At 72.3% G+C, this 14,605-nt stretch carries 12 protein-coding genes; 5 read left to right on the top strand and 7 right to left on the bottom strand.

Annotated features, from left to right (window positions below):
• Window positions 1–5 precede the first annotated feature (5 nt).
• Complete coding sequence (locus ACZ3II_RS33665) at window positions 6–1,517, bottom strand: class I SAM-dependent methyltransferase (RefSeq protein WP_465522933.1); 1,512 nt, start codon at window positions 1,515–1,517, stop codon at window positions 6–8.
• A gap of 15 nt (window positions 1,518–1,532) precedes the next feature.
• Here ACZ3II_RS33665 and ACZ3II_RS33670 point away from each other — a divergent pair, with 15 nt between their 5' ends.
• The gene (locus ACZ3II_RS33670) at window positions 1,533–2,756 is read left to right on the top strand and encodes a lycopene cyclase family protein (protein ID WP_465522935.1); all 1,224 of its coding nucleotides are present in this window, start codon (window positions 1,533–1,535) and stop codon (window positions 2,754–2,756) included.
• Here ACZ3II_RS33670 and ACZ3II_RS33675 read toward each other — a convergent pair.
• From ACZ3II_RS33675 to ACZ3II_RS33700, 6 genes are all read right to left on the bottom strand, one after another.
• Window positions 2,734–3,408: a class F sortase gene (locus tag ACZ3II_RS33675; RefSeq protein ID WP_465522937.1), complete on the bottom strand. Its 675-nt coding sequence runs from the start codon at window positions 3,406–3,408 to the stop codon at window positions 2,734–2,736. The two genes, ACZ3II_RS33670 and ACZ3II_RS33675, sit on opposite strands and share 23 nt — an antisense overlap.
• Window positions 3,405–4,217, bottom strand: a complete 813-nt coding sequence (locus ACZ3II_RS33680; protein ID WP_465522939.1) for a DUF4397 domain-containing protein — start codon at window positions 4,215–4,217, stop codon at window positions 3,405–3,407. The genes ACZ3II_RS33675 and ACZ3II_RS33680 overlap by 4 nt, the downstream gene beginning before the upstream one ends.
• A 91-nt stretch (window positions 4,218–4,308) precedes the next feature.
• Window positions 4,309–6,114: a glycogen debranching N-terminal domain-containing protein gene (locus ACZ3II_RS33685; protein ID WP_465522941.1), complete on the bottom strand. Its 1,806-nt coding sequence runs from the start codon at window positions 6,112–6,114 to the stop codon at window positions 4,309–4,311.
• On the bottom strand, window positions 6,111–7,697 hold the full coding sequence (locus ACZ3II_RS33690) for an MGH1-like glycoside hydrolase domain-containing protein (protein WP_465522943.1): 1,587 nt from the start codon (window positions 7,695–7,697) through the stop codon (window positions 6,111–6,113). Before ACZ3II_RS33690 ends, ACZ3II_RS33685 begins: the two co-directional genes overlap by 4 nt.
• Window positions 7,694–8,512 (bottom strand): sugar phosphate isomerase/epimerase family protein, encoded by an 819-nt coding sequence (locus tag ACZ3II_RS33695; RefSeq protein WP_465522945.1) that lies wholly within the window; start codon window positions 8,510–8,512, stop codon window positions 7,694–7,696. The genes ACZ3II_RS33690 and ACZ3II_RS33695 overlap by 4 nt, the downstream gene beginning before the upstream one ends.
• Window positions 8,509–9,558: a zinc-dependent alcohol dehydrogenase gene (locus ACZ3II_RS33700; protein WP_465522947.1), complete on the bottom strand. Its 1,050-nt coding sequence runs from the start codon at window positions 9,556–9,558 to the stop codon at window positions 8,509–8,511. Before ACZ3II_RS33700 ends, ACZ3II_RS33695 begins: the two co-directional genes overlap by 4 nt.
• Before the next feature lie 247 nt (window positions 9,559–9,805).
• On the opposite strand from ACZ3II_RS33700, the gene ACZ3II_RS33705 reads away from it, so the two are divergent.
• From ACZ3II_RS33705 to ACZ3II_RS33720, 4 genes are all read left to right on the top strand, one after another.
• Complete coding sequence (locus tag ACZ3II_RS33705) at window positions 9,806–11,014, top strand: ROK family transcriptional regulator (protein WP_465522949.1); 1,209 nt, start codon at window positions 9,806–9,808, stop codon at window positions 11,012–11,014.
• A gap of 22 nt (window positions 11,015–11,036) precedes the next feature.
• On the top strand, window positions 11,037–11,906 hold the full coding sequence (locus ACZ3II_RS33710) for a Gfo/Idh/MocA family protein (protein WP_465522951.1): 870 nt from the start codon (window positions 11,037–11,039) through the stop codon (window positions 11,904–11,906).
• A 19-nt stretch (window positions 11,907–11,925) separates the two neighbouring features.
• A complete protein-coding gene (locus tag ACZ3II_RS33715) occupies window positions 11,926–12,471 on the top strand; it encodes a hypothetical protein (RefSeq protein ID WP_465522953.1) in 546 nt (181 codons plus the stop codon).
• A 166-nt stretch (window positions 12,472–12,637) separates the two neighbouring features.
• Window positions 12,638–14,509 (top strand): hypothetical protein, encoded by a 1,872-nt coding sequence (locus ACZ3II_RS33720; RefSeq protein ID WP_465522955.1) that lies wholly within the window; start codon window positions 12,638–12,640, stop codon window positions 14,507–14,509.
• The last annotated feature ends 96 nt before the right edge of the window (window positions 14,510–14,605 follow it).

The following is a 14,605-nucleotide window of genomic DNA, read 5'->3' on the forward strand; positions in this document are numbered from 1 at the left end:
GCTGGTCAGCTGTTGTGCGGGCGGCGGGCCACCACCAGCAGGTGGGTGGTCGGCCAGTCGAGCGGGGTGCCGTCGGTCTCGGTGAGGGAGGCGACCGGGGCGATCCGGTTGTCGATGATCCAGTCGTTGCGGATCGGGGTGGACGCCGGGTCCAGCTCGAAACCGACCTCGGCCAGCAGGTCCGACCACTCGGCGAAGGACAGCCCGCAGAACTGCTCCTTGGTCTCCGACAGCCAGTTGTCGACGTAGTCCTTGCGGGTCAGGAAGTCCATCGCCGCGCCGAGTTCGAGGCGGACCGTACCGTCGGCCTGGTCCTCGAAGGCGAACGGGAACGCGAAGTCGGCAGCGAACTGGTCGAGGCGGGCCCGGGTGGACAGGCGCTCCACGTACCTCCGGATCTCCCCGGACTCCAGGTCGGCCAGATCGTGCCGCGCACCGGCGGGGTTCTCGCCGTCGACGGCCTCCAGGCGCAGCAGCACCTCGCGGCGGCGGTCGTCCGGGCCGCACACGTCGCTGTTGATCCAGACGCCGCCGGGCGCGGTGTGGTCGAAGATGCGCCGGGCGAACTGCAGCAGCGACTCCCGCCGGCTGCCGTAGGACCAGATCTCGTGGGTCAGCGCGAACGTCAGCGTGGTGTCGACGGACCGGTCCGCGAAGATCGCGCCGCCGAGGACGTTGCGCTGGTAGAAGTACACGTTCGCGTTGCGGAAGACGCCCTGGGCCTTCTTGTGCACGCACTCGGAGTACAGGTGGCGGGCCACCTCGACGCCGATCAGGTCGCTCTCGTGCAGGCCCGGCTCGCGGTCGGCGAGTTCCAGGACCGCCCCGGCGCCGCAGCCGATGTCGACGATCCGGCCGGGCCGGACATGCCGGCGGACCGCCTCCCACTTGCGGTCGGCGGCGTCGGCGAACGCCTCCACGTACGTCCGGTAGTCGCGGGTCGCGGTCAGCCCGCCCTCGTCGCCGACCAGCGGATCGTTGACGACCGTCCGGACCGCGTCGACCAGGCGGTACCGCTCGAACACGTCGATGGTCGCCGGGTGCGCCAGCTTGCGCCACGACTCGTCGCCGGCGGCCAGCCGCAGCAGCACGTCCCACGGCCGTTCGGGCACGGTACGCACCGCCGGATCCGCCTCGACCAGGGCGATCGGGAAGCCGAGACGCTCGTACAGCTTCGCCACCTCCGGCGTCGAACACGCCACCACGGTGTCCGCCGGCGTCAGATCCAGCCCGGTGGCCACGGCGATGCTCTTCAGCGTGACCTCGGCGAACGCGTCCGTCGGCGCCGTGTCGAACACCGGCACCACCAGCGACCGCAGTCCGCTGAGCAGGCTGAACCGCTCGATCGCGGCCTCCCGCCGGTGGTACGGCACCGGGTTGCGGCGGGTGTTGTCGTGGTTCGCCGACGTCACGGCCCACACGATCGTGGCGCCGTCGCCCCCTGCCAGCCCGTGCAGGTAGTCCGCCTGGAAACGGGTCAGCAGATGGTGGCGGCCGGGAAACAGCACGTAGCGCATGTGATCATCCCCTGGTTGAGCGGTCCCGGATCATATCGCCCGGCCCGGCGGTGGCAGGCTGGGCCGGTGATCGACGTGGACCTGGCCCTGGTCGGAGGCGGCGGCGCGGCCTCGCTGGTGCTCGCCGCTTTACCACCCTGCGGTGTACGGGTGGCGATCGTCGACCCCGTGCACAAGCGCGGCCAGGACCGGACGTGGGCGTTCTGGGGCACCCCCGGCACCTTCCTGGACCCGCTGCTCAGCGCCGCGTGGGACGCCGTCGACGTGGTCACCGCGCAGGGCCGCCGGACGTTGCCGCTGCACCCGCTGCGGTACGCGATGCTGCGCTCGGCCCCGCTCTACGACCTGGCGGCGGCCTCCGAGCAGCGGCTGGGCGCGACCCGGATCACCGCCGCGGCGGGCCCGCTCGACGACGACGGCTCCCGGGTCGTGATCTCCGCCCCGGACGGGACGCCGCTGGTCCGGGCCGGGTGGGTGCTCGACTCCCGGCCGCGCCCGCCGGACCGCCCCGGCCGGACCGACTGGCTGCAGCACTTCCGGGGCTGGTGGCTGGAGTCGGAACGCCCGGTGTTCGAGCCGGGGCGGGCGGTGCTGATGGATTTCCGTACCCCCCAGCCGTCCCGGGGTGTGTCGTTCGGCTACGTGCTGCCGGTCAGTGACCGGTTCGCGCTCGTCGAGTACACCGAGTTCTCCCCGGCGGTGCTCACCGGGGACGCCTACGACACGGCCCTTCGGGGGTACGCCGCCCTGCTCGGCCTCGACCTGTCCACGCTGCGGGTGCGCGAGGTGGAGGACGGGGTGATCCCGATGACCGACGGCGTGTTCGACCCGCGCCCGTCGCCGCGCGTGGTCCGTCTCGGCACCGCCGGGGGAGCGACCCGCCCGTCGACCGGGTTCACATTCACCGCGATGGTGCGGCAGGCCGACCGTATCGCCCGCGAGGTCGCCGCCGGCCGGCCGCCGCTTCCGGGGCCGCCCTACCCGCCCCGGCACCGCTGGATGGACGCGGTCCAGTTACGTGCCCTGGACCGTGGCCTGGTCGACGGGGTCGCCTTCTTCCAGCGCCTCTTCGACCGCAATCCCCCCGACCGCGTGCTGCGCTTCCTCGACGGCGCCACCACTGTCGCCGAGGACCTGACCCTGATGTCGACCAGCCCGCTGCTGCCGATGATGCGCGCCGCCACGGGCGACGCGATCGAGCGGGCGGCCCGGCGTGTCAGCGGCTCTCGGCGGCGGTGACGACGACGTTGTCGCGGTAGTGGCGGGTCTTCGGGTCGAAGGGGCCACCGCACGTGATCAGGGTGAGGCGCGGGGAGCCGTCCCGGGCGAAGTAGTCGTCCAGCGGGACGGCGGTCTTCGCGTACCGTTTCCGGGCCGTCACGGTGAACGCGCGGGATTTGCCGCCCGGGCCGGTCAGCGTCACCGTGTCACCGGCCTTCAGGGTGCCGAGCCGGAAGAACGCGCCCTTGCCCTCGGCGGCGCTGTCCACGTGACCGGCCACCACGATCGAACCGGCGGACGCGGCGAACCCCGGGCCGTACCTGTACCAGCCGACCCGGCTGACGCTCGGCGGGACGGCGAAGTCGCCGGTCGCCGCGTCGATGCCGACCGCGTCCACCGCCACGTCCAGGTCCATCGCGGGGATCCGCAGCCGGGCGGGCGCAACGTCGGCGGCGCCGGACGGGAGAGTGCCGTCCCGCACCGGAACCCGGACGTTCTCTGGGGCCGATGATGTCACGGCGGGGACCGGGGACGGGCCGAAGTCGTCCGGTGGCTGGGACCGGCAGGCCACCACGCCGGAGGCGGTGGCCAGGACGACGCCGACCGACGTGATGAGCAGGGCACGCCCCGGCAGATGCCGGGACGTGCCACCGTGCGACGGCGTGCTCATCGACGCCGGGCAGCCAGCCGGGTCAGGCCGAACATCGCCAGCAGGATGCCGAGGGCGCCGGTCCCGTACCAGGCGATCGGGGTGCCCTTGTCGGCGGCGCCGCCGTCACCGCTCGGAACGCCACCCGGCGCGGAGTGCAGGCCGTCGATCGTCTGCGCCACGATGTCGAGCGACTTGGCCTCGGCCGAACCGACCGCGTACACGATGGTCGCCGTGCCCTCCTTCAGGTCCAGGTCGGCGGGGCCGAGCACCCGGGTCTGCGTGCCGGCGAGCACCACGTCGGCGGACACCGTGCCGGCGTCGACGTCGGCCTTGCCCTCCTTCGGGTTGGTGACGCCCTCGAACACCGGCTGGCCACCGGCCCGTACGTCCACCGCCGGGGCCGCCGCGGTGTGCCGCACGATCAGCCGCGCCTTGCCGGCGGCCAGCTTGCCGGTGTCGTTCACGAACGGGGTGAGCGTCGGCTTGCCGTCGGCGCTCAGGTGGGCCACCAGGCTCAGGTTCGCGTCACCCGGCACGGCGGCGTCGTCGACGGTCAGCAGGGCGCTGCCGATCGGGTCGCCGGGCTTGGTGAGCGCGATGTCGTACTGCCCGGCCGGCAGGTCCAGCGGGCCCGCCACCTTGCCCGGCTGGAAGTTCGGGATCGTCTTCTCGCCGTTGACGTAGACGTCCACCGCCTGCCCGGGGATGCCGTGCACGACGGAGACCTTGGAACCGGCCTCGGCGAACGCCGGCGTGGCGCCGGCGCCGAGCGCGATCAGGGTGACGGCGCCGATCGCGGCCGCGCGGTGGAGGTGCAGAGTACGCATCGAAGCTCCCAGGAACGGATCGTCGTTGACTCGGTACGACCATTCCTTCGCTCCCACCGCCGCCGATGGATGCACCTTTTTATTTTCGATCTCACAGATCCAGCAGGAGCAGGGGAGCAGCGGCGGCCCAGGCTTGCGGGGAGCAGGAGTGCGGGTACGGGACCGGCCCGTGCCCCGGCTCGCGGGTCAGACCGGTCATCACCTCGGGCAGCCGGCCGCCGGTGTGCGCGGCGGCGGCGATCAGGCCGTCGGCGATCGTCTCCGCCTCGGCACGGTGCCCACCGGCGGCCAGCGCGGCCACCGTGATCGCCGTGTCGTGCGGCCACACACCGCCCCGGTGATAGGACAGCGGGTGGTACGGGACCTGACCGGCGGCCAGAGTCCGCACCCCCCAGCCGGAGAAGAAGTCGTCACCGGCCAGCCGGGCCGCCACGCCGGCGGCCCAGTCGTCGTCGAGCAGGCCGCACCACAGCACGTGCCCGGCGTTGGAGGCCGCCGCGTCGACAGCGGCGCCGGAGGCGTCGAGGGCGAGCGCTACGAAACCGTCCGGCAGGCGGAAGTCGGCGGCGAACCGTTCGCGCAGGCCGGACGCCGTGCCGGTCAGCGTCACCGACCAGGCCGGATCGTCCCATACGCGGTCGGCGAGGCGGGCGGCGCCGAGCAGGGCCCGGTAGGCGTACCCCTGCGCCTCGGCGACCGCGATCGGGCCGGCCGCCGCCCTGCCGTCGGCGAAGACGATTGAGTCGGCGGAGTCCTTCCAGCAGTGGTGCACCAGCCCGGGCAGGTCGGTGCGGTACCGCAGGTAGCCGCCGGACAGCCCACCCGGCCCGAGCATCCAGCCGACGGCGGCGCGGGCCGCGGGCGCGAGCCGCCGGATCAGCCCGTCATCGCCCGTGACCTGATGATATTCGGACATCAGCATGAGGAAGAGCGGCGTCGCGTCGACCGAGCCGTAGTAGCGGGCGTACGGCACCTCACCCAGCGTCGCCAGCTCCCCGCGCCGCGTCTCGTGAATGATCTTGCCGGGTTCCTCCACCCGCGACTCGTCGACGACCCGGCCCTGTGCGGCGGCCAGCGCCCGCAACGTCCCGGCCGCCAGCTCCGGCCGGTGCCGCAGCGCGAACAGCGAGGTCAGCAGGCTGTCCCGGCCGAAGACGGTGAGAAACCAGGGCGCGCCGGCGGCCGGCATGATCGCCCCCGGGATCTCCGGCACCGGCATGCTCAGCGCATCAAGATCCGAGAGGCCTTGATGTACGCATCTCGCCAGGTCACCACGGCTCACCGAGGGAAGCGTCCCGGCGACGTCGGGCCCGGTGCTCCCGCCAGGTCCCGCCGACACGGTGATCTCCAGCGTCACCGTCCCCCGTGGCGGCACCACCACCGACCACCCGATATGACCGTCCGTGACGTCTCCCGCCGGGACGGTGTCCACGACTGTGGTGCGGGCGAAACCCTTTCTGGCGTACGTCCAGGTCAGCCGCCCTGCTGTCACCTCCGTCCCGCGGACGGCGTCCGGTTTGCCGAACACGCGCGCCGATCGCAACTCGAACTGGTCAGCGAAGTCGGCCGCCACCTCATAACCCAGCTCGACCGTCTGCCCGGCCTCGGCGAAACCGGTCAGCTCGAGTGTCTCGACCAGCCGGCCGGCCCGAACCCGACGGCGACGGACCAGCGTGTACGGCGGATCAGCATGCCGCCCCGACTCCGGCACGAAGACGGCGGACGTGGCATCGGCGCGCAGCACCCGCAGGACCGGGCCCGCCACCCGCAGCACCAGCCGTGACAGGTGCCGGCAGTCGTCGACAAAGAACCCGTCCGTCCCGTCACCGGCGAGATCACCACCAGGCGCGTTCGTCAGCAGGCAGGTCGTCCCGGCCACCACCGAGTACCCGCTCACGCGCCGGCACCCGTCCCGCAACCCCGTTCAGCGTGTTGTTTTCGGGCGCGTATGCCGGCCGAACTCCACACGCCGGGCAGTTCCGGTTCGTGGCCCGGATCGGCGTGTTGGTTTCGGGTGCGCATGGCGCCCGAACTCCACACGCCGGGCAGTTCCGGTTCATGGCCCGGATCGGCGTGTTGGTTTTGGGCGCGCATGGCGGCCGAACTCCACACGCTGGGGGTGGCCGAGTCGGTGTGTCGGGTTGGGGTGTCTGGGACGGCTGAACTCCACACGTGGGCGGGTGGGGAGGCGCGGAGCAGGTCGAGGGTCAGGGCGGCGGTCCAGCTGAAGTCGTCGGTGCCGTGACCGATTCCGGTCAGCGGGTTGAAGTATTCACGGAAGCCGGACCGCCGGACCCGGTCCAGCATGCGACGCCGCAGATCGTCGGCGAGCGATGACGCACCGTGCAGGTGCAGGCCGTACCAGAGCAGCCAGCCGGTGTTGATCCATCCCGGACCTCGCCAATACTTGACCGGGTCGTGATCGGCGGCGGTCAGGTCGTAGGACGGGGGCGGGCACGCGTCGGCCAGACGGAAGCGGTCGCTGAGCGCGGTCTCGATCAGCTCTCCGGCGACCGGCAGGCCCGGGACGATCAACGGCAGAAGACCGCTGATCGAGTACGTGCGGAGCAACGCGCCGGTGTGCGCGTCGCGGGGAAAGAACGTTCGGTCGCTCCGGTCGTACAGCAAACTGGTCAGGTCCTGGGCCGACCGCTCCGCCGACGCGCGGTGCGGCGCGGGATCGGCCCCGACCTCAGCGGCGATCGCGGCCAGCGCGTGCTCGCCGGCGATGAGCAGCGCGTTGCACAGCGGATCCTCCACCGCGAAACCGTGCCCGGCGAGCGAATCGGCGTATCCGGCGTCGCGGTAGTCGCGGGCCAGCCGCACGTAGCGGCCGTAATCAGTATCGGTCGGCCGTTCGGCGGCGGCGGCATGGTTGAGGTCGCGGCGGGTGAACTCGGTGGGTGGCACCGGCGTCACCCGGGACAACGGAACGTCCCAGGCGGGACTGTTGTCCAGACCGGACTCCCACGGATGCACGATCGACACGAGCCCGTTTCCGGTCAGATCCCGCCGGGTCGTCAGGTAGCGGTGCCAGGCGACCAGCCGGGGGTAGATCCGGGGCAGGAACCCGCGGGCCCGGGCCGCCGCCGGATCGGCCCGGAACGTCAGCCAGGCGGCGAGCGCGTGGGCGGGCGGCTGAACGATTCCGGACGTCGGGGTTCCCTGGGCGTGGGCCTGCCAGAACGCCGGGCCGGGGAAGTACGCGTCCGCCGGCACGGACGGGTCGAACACGATGTGCGGGATCCGGCCGTCCGGCCACTGCGCGCCGAACAGCGACTCCAGCTCCCGCTGCGCCCGTACCGGCGACAGGTGCCGCAGCCCGATCGCGATGAACGCCGAGTCCCAGCTCCACTGGTGCGGGTACAGGCGGGAGGCGGGAACGGTGGCGTGCCGCCGCCAGTTCGCCACGAGCACCCGCCGCGCCGCCCGATCCAGGTCGGCGGTGGTGAGCCGGGACCGCTCGATGACGGCTGTCATGCCGGGACGCAGACGTCGTTGCGGCGCAGGAAGGCGGGGATCGAGGCGACAGCCGCGGTCGGCTCGCCGCGCAGGCGGCACTCGACGGCCAGCCAGCCGTCGTAGCCGATCGCGTCCAGGGTGCCGAGCAGCGCCGCCCAGTCCAGGTGCCCGGCGCCCGGCTGGAACCGGTTGGAGTCGCTGACCTGCACGTGACCGAGGTGCGCCGCGGCCGTGACCAGCGCCGACGTGGGCTCGTCCTCCTCGATGTTCATGTGGTAGGTGTCGGCGAGGACGCGAAGCGACGGCAGCCCGGCCGCCTCGATCAGTTCGACCGCCTGGTCGAGCCGGTTGACCATGTGGTCCTCGTACCGGTTGAGGGGTTCCAGCGCGAGCACCGCTCCCTCCCGCGCCGCGTGCTCACCCAGCTCGGCGAGGCCCTCCAGGAGCACGATCCGGTCGTCCGCCTCGCTGCGCGGCGGCTCGAACGGCGGCAGCCGGCGCGAGAACATCCCCCACGACGCGGGCGTGCACACCACCGCGCCCGGCCCGCCCACCTCGGCGATCACCGACAGCTGCGACTTCAGCTGGTCGACGGCGTCACGGCGCAACGACGGGTCGAACGCGCCGAAGAAGTGCGCCATGTCGACACACACCGACGGCATCGGCACCCCGTCCCGCACGGCCTGCCGCAGCTCCGGCAGCCGGTCCCGGAACGCGTACCCGCCCTGGGCCCGCAACTCGATGCCGCCGAACCCGGCGTCGTGCGCGAACGCGTACTTCTCCCGCAGGGTCTTCCCCGGCAGCAACTGTTCCTGACACGAGATCTTGATCATGGGAAGGTCAGCACCACCTGGAGGGCCTCGTGGGGACTGTGGTCGAGCATGCGGTAGGCGTCGGCCGCCTCACTGACCGGGACGACGTGGCTGACCAGGCCGGCCGGGTCGATCTGGTGGTCGGCGGCGAGCCGCAGGAAGGTCTGGTTGAGCCGGAACTGGTCCCAGCGCCCGGCGACCGCCGCGGGCACGCCGCCGATCTGGGAGCAGATCAGGTTGACCCGGTTGTGGTGGAACTCGTCGCCGAGCCGCAGCCCGGCGCCGTCGCCCTGGTAGAAACCGGCCGCGACCACCCGGCCGCCGACCGCGACCGAGCGGATCGCCTCGTGCAGCGCAGGGTACGAGCCGCTGATCTCGATCGCCACGTCGGCGCCGCGGCCGTCGGTGAGTTTGCGGATCTGCTGGCCGGACGTGCCGTCGCGGGCGTCCAGGACGGTGTCGGCGCCGTACTCGAGGGCCTTCTGCAGGCGGCCGGGCACCGCGTCGACGGCGACGACCGTACCGCCGGAGAGCCGGACCAGGCGGGTCGCGATGAGGCCGAGCACGCCCTGGCCGAAGACGGCGACGGTCTCGCCGAGGTGGACGTCGGCGGCCAGCACCGCGTTCAGCGCGACCGCGCCGACCCGGGCGAACGTCGCCGCGATCGGGTCGAGGCCGACCGGGACGGTGCAGCCGCGGACCTTGTCGGCCGCCAGCACGGCTTCGCCGCGGTGACCCCAGATGCCCCACACGTTCGCGCCGACCGGCGGGACGGTGGGGTCGCCGGCCAGGTCGGGGGCGATCTCGACGATCCGGCCGACCTCGGAGTAGCCGAGCCCGGCGACCGGATAGCTGAGCCCGCCGATGCCGTCGGTGAACATCCGCAGGTCGGGGTCCCACGCTTTGTTCAGGTAGGGGTTGGAGCCGCGGTAGGCGGTCAGTTCGGTGCCGGCCGAGATGCCGGAGAACGTGGTTCGCACCCGCACCTGACCGGCGCGCAGCTCGGGAGAGGGCTGATCGATCACCTCGACGTGACGCGGAGAGGTGATCTGCACTGTCTGAGACACTCGGACATTTCATCGCAACAACGGCGGGCGCGCGGGCATAACGCGGGAAGTTAGGTTGATCAGCTGGGCGACTTCTGTCGTACGGTCGGGCAATAGTGGCCGCCCCGCCGGGTGAAACGGTCGATGCCGCCGCCGTTCCCCGCCCGTCCGGGCACCGGGAAAACGAGGCGTCGTCGCAGGTCAGACCCGATAGGGTCGCAAATCCGGCCGGGGCACCGCGGGGCCGCGCGATGCATACGCTGAGCAGATGAACGTCAGGGACAGGTGGGGCGTCAACCAGAACTCGGCGGGGCACCTGCTGTGGCTGGTCCGTACCGGGCGCGCCCGTACCCGCGGCGAGCTGCAGAGTTACACCGGCCTGTCCCGGTCCACCATCACGCAGCGCCTGGACGTGCTACGGGCGGCCGGCTACCTGCGGGCGTGCGGCGTCGAGGGCTCGACCGGCGGGCGGCCCGCCGAGTTGCTGGAGTTCGACACCGGGCACGGCGTGGTGCTGGTCGCCGACCTGGGCGGCAACCACGCCCGCGCCGCCGTCGTCGATCTGGGCGGGCAGCCGCTGGCCGAGGAACACGAGCCGATCAAGATAGGGACCGGGCCGGAGGCGGTGCTGGCCTGGGTCGACGGCGCCTTCCAGCGGGTGCTGGCCCGGGTCGGCTGGGAGGCGGGGCAGGTCCGCGGAATCGCCGTCGGCGTGCCCGGCCCGGTCGAGTTCGACTTCGGCATGGTCACCCAGCCGCCGATCATGCCGGGCTGGGACGGCTATCCGATCGCGGAGCGGCTGCGCCGCATCTGGCGACGGCCGGTGTACGTCGACAACGACGCCAACCTGATGGCCCTGGGGGAGCAGACCGCGCACCACCCGGACTGCCCGGCCCTGGTGCTGGTCAAGGTGGCCACCGGGATCAGCGCCGGCGTGGTCATCGACGGGCAGGTGTACCGCGGCATCGACGGTGGCGCCGGCGACATCGGCCACATCCGGCTGTACGAGCACCGTGAGGCCCGCTGCGAGTGCGGCCTGTACGGCTGCCTGGCGGCGGTGGCCAGTGGACTCGCGCTGGCGCAGCGGCTCACCGCGTCCGGCACGCCCACCTCGTCCGGCGCCGAGCTGGTGGAACGGATCCGATCCGGGCACGCCGAGGCGGTGCACCTGGCCCGTACCGCCGGAAAGCTCGTCGGTGAGGTGCTGTCCACCGTGGTCTGCATGGTCAATCCGGCCGTCCTGATCATCGCCGGGGACCTGGCCGACATCCATTTCGTCACCGGGGTGCGCGAGGTGCTTTACCAGAGCGCGCTGCCCCGCTCGACCCGGCACCTGGAGGTCGGCACGAGCCGGCTCGGCACTCAGTCGGTGGTGATCGGCGGGCACGCGATGGTGGTGGATCAGGTGTACGCCCCGGCGGCGGTGGACGCCGAACTCGCCCGGATGATGCCGGCCGCGGAACCGGTCAGCTGCTGACCGTACCGGCAGTATGTCCGGTATGAACCCTGTTGAGGTCGGGCTGGCCGGTGCCGGGCCGTGGGCGGCGACCATGCACGGGCCGGTGCTCGCGGCCGGCCCGGAGACCCGGCTGGCCGCCGTCTGGGCGCGCCGTCCGGACGCGGCCGCCGAACTCGCCGCACGGCTGGGGACGTACGCGGCATCCTCGTACGACGAACTGCTCGACCGCTGTGAGGCCGTCGCCTTCGCCGTGCCGCCGGATGTGCAGGCCGCGCTGGCGCCCCGCGCCGCGCGGGCCGGGAAGGCGTTGCTGCTGGAGAAGCCGATCGCCCTCGATGTTGGTGCCGCGCGTGCGCTGGCCGGCGCGGTCGCCGAGTCCGGTGTGGTCACCCAGTTGGTGCTGACCAAGCGGTACCACCCGGCGACGCGCGCCTTCCTGGCCGCCGCCGCCGGTTTCGACGCGACCGGCGCGCAGTCCCGGTATCTGCACGGCGCGTTCCTCGGCGGCGCGATGGCGACCGGGTGGCGGCTGGCCCTCGGCGCGCTCCACGACCTCGGCCCGCACCTGATGGACCTGGTCGACGCGGCGCTCGGCCCGATCGAGGACGTGCACGCCACCGGTGACAGCCGCCGCTGGGTCGAGGTGTCGTGCCGGCACCGTGGCGGCGCGGTCAGCCAGCTCTCGCTGTCCGGCGCGATCGGGCTGCCGTCGTCCCGCGCGGGTATCGAGCTGTTCGGGCCGTCCGGCATGCTGGCCCTCGATTTCGCGACCATCGATCACGCCGAGTGCTGGCCGATCCTGCGGGCGGAGTTCGCCGCCGCCGTCCGCACCGGCGTCCCGCACCCGCTCGACGTCCACCGCGGCCTGCTGCTCCAGGAGCTTCTGCACCGGATCGGCCGTACCGGTTGATCAATTAAGGTGTGCGCCTATGTCGATCTTCTCGCGCCGCGCGCTGCCGCTGCCGTACGCCCCGGAATCCCCGGAAGGACTCGCCGCCCGCTGGGTGCGGTGGGTGGCGGGAACAGGACCGTTGCGCAATCCGGTGTCGGACACCACGGGCGCGTACGCGGGCGTCAACCAGCCCGGTGACGTCTGGTTCCTGGCCGGCACGTTCGGCGGGGAGGTCGAGCGGACCTGCACCGTGCCCGCGGGGGTGCCGTTGTTCGCGCCGGCGTTCAACATGTGGCACCGCGGCGCGTACGGGCCCCCGCCGCACCTGCCCCGGGCGCACGGGTCCCTGGCCGTCGACGGCGTTCCGGTCGAGCTGGACGTGATCGCGACGCAAGAGCCGTTCCCGGTCGTGGGCGCGCTGCTCAACCCGGTGACCCGGACCCGCGGACCGATCCGGATGACCGTCTGGGGCCTGTGGAAGCGGCTCGATCCCTTGGCTCCGGGGCAGCACTCGATCCGGCTCGACGGTGGTGACGGTTACGGCTTCACCGTGACCGCGACCTACCACCTCACCGTCGCCTAAGGGACCGGGTGCGTGGCGCACGCCACTGTAAATCCTCATGGCCGTGCCCCGCCCCAGCTCGGCGGGGGTGAGCGTCCGGAGTGGACGCAACGGCGACACATGACGTTCTCTTGCAGGAAATGATGCTTCTTGCAAGGTTCGTGACGTGCGCTTACGGTCACCGCCCGTGAGAACCTTCCTATCGCTCCTCACGACACTGTCCCTGGTCGGCGGCAGCGCACTGGTGGCCGGCCCAGCGGCGGCCGCCACCGGTGCGCGCACCGTCGACGGCGTCTATGAGCTCATCGAAAGCACCCCCGCCCTCGGCAGCGCCGGCGGCCACCAGGAGCTGCGGTTCCTGCGCGAGGCCGACGGCGACCGGATCCGCCTGGACGGCGCCGACGAGGTCTTCGACGACCTCGTCCCCGGTCAGCGTGCCTCGGTCACCGGCCGGCAGACCGCGTCGGCGCTGGAGGCCGCCGAGGCCCACCCGCTCGCCACCGCCGCCGCCCCGCAGGTCACCGGTGAGGAGACCCTCGCCGTGGTGCTGCTGCGGCCCGGCCCGTCCGGCGGCCAGCCGATGACGCCCGCCGAGGTGCGGCAGAGCTTCTTCACCGCGCCCAACTCGGTGTCCGCGTACTTCCGGGAGAGCTCCTGGGCGAAGTACGACCTGCGCGGCGACGTCTTCGGCTACCTCGAGGTGCCCGCCGACACCGGCTGCTGGGCCGAGGCCACCGCCGGGGAGACCGCGGTCCGCGCCGCCGGGCTCGACCTCAGCGGGTACGACCGGATCGAGTACCTGATCGACGGCGGCGCCCGCAACTGCGGTTACGGCGGCTGGGCGTGGATCGGCGGCCAGGTCAGCGTCAACATCTACCAGGGCGAGCCGGCCGTCCGGGCGGTGGCGCACCACGAGCTCGGCCACAACTTCGGGCTGTACCACGCGCACGCGCTGCGCTGCCGTGACGCCGGCGGCGGCTACGCGGTCATCGAGAACGGCCAGGCCTGCGAGGTCGACGAGTACGGGGATCCGTTCGACTCGATGGGGGCCGCGTACGACCAGATGCAGTTCTCCGCCTACACCAAGAACCGTCTCGGCTGGATCCCGGACAGCGGCGTCACCACGATCACCGCCGACGGGACGTACCCGGTCGCGCCCTCGGAGGTCGACACCACCGCGCCGCGGAGCCTGCGGATCCCGCTGCCCGACGGCCAGGCGTACGACATCGACTTCCGCCGGCCCTACGGCCAGTACTGGGACGCCCGGGTCGCCGACAATCCGGCGCTGATGAACGGCGTCTCGCTGCGGCGGGTGTACGGTCCGGACAGCTCGCTGCTGGACACCACCGCCGACGGCTGGTTCCAGGACGCTCCGTTGCGGGTCGGCAGCACGTTCACCGACGCCGCCAACGGTGTGACGATCCGTACCGAGTCGGTCGGCGCCACCGAGGCCCGGGTCCGCGTCACGTTCGCCGGGGACGTTCCGCAGGTGTTCCTGCGCGGCACCAGCAACGGCTGGGGCACCACCGCGATGACCCGGGTGCCGGGCACGCCGCACGACTGGACCGTGCAGGCCGACTTCGGGTCCGGGGCCGACGAGCGGTTCAAGTTCGACATCACCGGCGACTGGTCGGAGAACTACGGCGACCAGCAGCGCGACGGCATCGCCGACCGTGACGGGGCGGACATTCCGGTCACCAATGGCGCCGGGCGCTACACGATCGACTTCAACACCAGCACCAAGGCGTACGCCGTACGCTGGTCCCAACCCGCCCACAACTACCCGTCCCTGCACGTCCGGGGCACCGCCAACGGCTGGGGGACCACGCCGATGACGCTGACCGCCGACCACACCTGGACCGCCACCGTCCGCTTCGCGTCGGGCGGCCCGGAACGGTTCAAGTTCGACGTCGACGGCACCTGGGCCACCAACTTCGGTGACGACGACACGGACGGCGTCGCCGACCGGAACGGGGCCGACATCGCTCTCCCGTACTCCGGCACCTGGAAGTTGGCCTTCAACGACGAGACCCGCCGCTACACCGCCACCCTGAACTGACAATCGTGTGCGGCTGGTCGTCATGGCTGTCCCGGAGCAGTCGAGACAGTCATGACGACCAGCCGTGCACTGGCAGTACACCTAACGACAGGGTCT

The sequence above is a fragment of the Actinoplanes sp. NPDC019969 genome (genome assembly GCF_055562375.1).

Excerpts from the sequence above, each read along its gene's own strand:
- ACZ3II_RS33695 (WP_465522945.1), bottom strand. The coding sequence starts at position 8,512 with ATGATCAAGATCTCGTGTCAGGAACAGTTGCTGCCGGGGAAGACCCTG.
- ACZ3II_RS33710 (WP_465522951.1), top strand. The coding sequence starts at position 11,037 with ATGAACCCTGTTGAGGTCGGGCTGGCCGGTGCCGGGCCGTGGGCGGCG.
- ACZ3II_RS33665 (WP_465522933.1), bottom strand. The coding sequence starts at position 1,517 with ATGCGCTACGTGCTGTTTCCCGGCCGCCACCATCTGCTGACCCGTTTC.
- ACZ3II_RS33715 (WP_465522953.1), top strand. The coding sequence starts at position 11,926 with ATGTCGATCTTCTCGCGCCGCGCGCTGCCGCTGCCGTACGCCCCGGAA.
- ACZ3II_RS33705 (WP_465522949.1), top strand. The coding sequence starts at position 9,806 with ATGAACGTCAGGGACAGGTGGGGCGTCAACCAGAACTCGGCGGGGCAC.
- ACZ3II_RS33690 (WP_465522943.1), bottom strand. The coding sequence starts at position 7,697 with ATGACAGCCGTCATCGAGCGGTCCCGGCTCACCACCGCCGACCTGGAT.
- ACZ3II_RS33680 (WP_465522939.1), bottom strand. The coding sequence starts at position 4,217 with ATGCGTACTCTGCACCTCCACCGCGCGGCCGCGATCGGCGCCGTCACC.
- ACZ3II_RS33675 (WP_465522937.1), bottom strand. The coding sequence starts at position 3,408 with ATGAGCACGCCGTCGCACGGTGGCACGTCCCGGCATCTGCCGGGGCGT.